Consider the following 1,524-nt stretch of genomic DNA (forward strand, 5'->3'; position numbering starts at 1 on the left):
ACAAAAAAGCCCCCGCATGATTTGCGGGGGCTTTGTGGTGTTCTGCTGTAGGGCCGGTCAGTAACGGTAGTGTTCCGGCTTGAAGGGGCCTTCGGGGGTGACGCCGATATAGGCGGCCTGCTCGGGGCTGAGCGTGGTCAGCTTGACGCCGATACGCTCCAGATGCAGGCGGGCGACCTTCTCGTCCAGATGCTTGGGCAGGATGTAGACCTCGTTGTTATACTCCTCACCGCGGGTCCAGAGCTCGATCTGCGCCAGAACCTGGTTGGTGAAAGAGGCCGACATCACAAACGACGGGTGGCCGGTGGCATTGCCAAGGTTCAACAGGCGCCCTTCGGACAGAAGGATGATGCGGTTGCCCGAGGGCATCTCGATCATATCCACCTGTTCCTTGATGTTGGTCCACTTGTGGTTCTTGAGGTTCGCCACCTGGATCTCATTGTCGAAGTGGCCGATGTTGCCGACGATGGCCATGTCCTTCATCGCGCGCATATGCTCGATGCGGATCACGTCCTTGTTGCCGGTGGTGGTGATGAAGATATCGGCGCTGGAGACCACGTCTTCCAGCAGCACCACCTCAAAGCCGTCCATCGCCGCCTGCAGAGCGCAGATCGGGTCCGCTTCGGTGACCTTCACGCGGGCACCCGCGCCGCGCAGAGAGGCAGCCGAGCCTTTGCCCACGTCGCCGTAGCCGCAGACCACCGCGACCTTGCCGGCCATCATGGTGTCGGTGGCGCGGCGGATGCCGTCCACCAGGCTTTCCTTGCAGCCGTATTTGTTGTCGAACTTCGACTTGGTGACCGAGTCATTGACGTTGATCGCCGGGAAGGGCAGCTGACCCTGTTTCACCAGCTCGTAAAGGCGATGCACGCCGGTGGTGGTCTCTTCGGAAACGCCCTTGATCGCGTCGCGGGTCTTGGTGAACCAGCCGGGGCTTTCCTTCATGCGCTTCTGGATCTGCGCCTTGATCGCGGCTTCTTCCTCGGAGCCGGGCACCGGGATGATGTCCTCGCCTGCTTCGGCGCGCGCGCCCAGCAGCACGTAGAGCGTCGCATCGCCGCCATCGTCGAGGATCATGTTGGCACCTTCGGCGAACTGGAAGGAGCGGTCGAGGTAATCCCAATGCTCTTCCAAGGTCTGGCCCTTGATGGCGAAGACGGGAATGCCTGCCTCGGCAATCGCCGCAGCGGCGTGATCCTGGGTCGAGAAGATGTTGCAGGATGCCCAGCGGACATCGGCGCCAAGCGCCACCAGGGTTTCGATCAGCACCGCGGTCTGGATGGTCATATGCAGGGAGCCGACGATACGGGCGCCTTTCAGCGGCTTGCTGTCCCCGTATTCCGCACGCAGGGACATCAGCCCCGGCATTTCGGTTTCCGCGATATCCAGTTCCTTGCGGCCAAACCCGGCCAATGCGATGTCTTTGACGATGTAATCCGTGCCCATTGGCAACTCCATTCTGGCTCAGCCTCAACTTGGCCACGCACTTAACACCGCAACGCTTTACAAGCAATAAAACCACCC

At 61.0% G+C, this 1,524-nt stretch carries 1 protein-coding gene; it reads right to left on the minus strand.

What is annotated here, in order from left to right:
* Positions 1–57: 57 nt before the first annotated feature.
* Positions 58–1,446: an adenosylhomocysteinase gene (gene ahcY / locus SM764_RS22535; RefSeq protein WP_369002866.1), complete on the minus strand. Its 1,389-nt coding sequence runs from the start codon at positions 1,444–1,446 to the stop codon at positions 58–60.
* Positions 1,447–1,524: the final 78 nt, after the last annotated feature.

The sequence above is a fragment of the Pseudophaeobacter sp. 1A16562 genome (genome assembly GCF_041008785.1).
Lineage (GTDB): Bacteria > Pseudomonadota > Alphaproteobacteria > Rhodobacterales > Rhodobacteraceae > Phycobacter > Phycobacter gallaeciensis_A.

Coding starts and splice junctions, on each gene's coding strand:
- ahcY (WP_369002866.1), bottom strand. CDS start 1,446: ATGGGCACGGATTACATCGTCAAAGACATCGCATTGGCCGGGTTTGGC.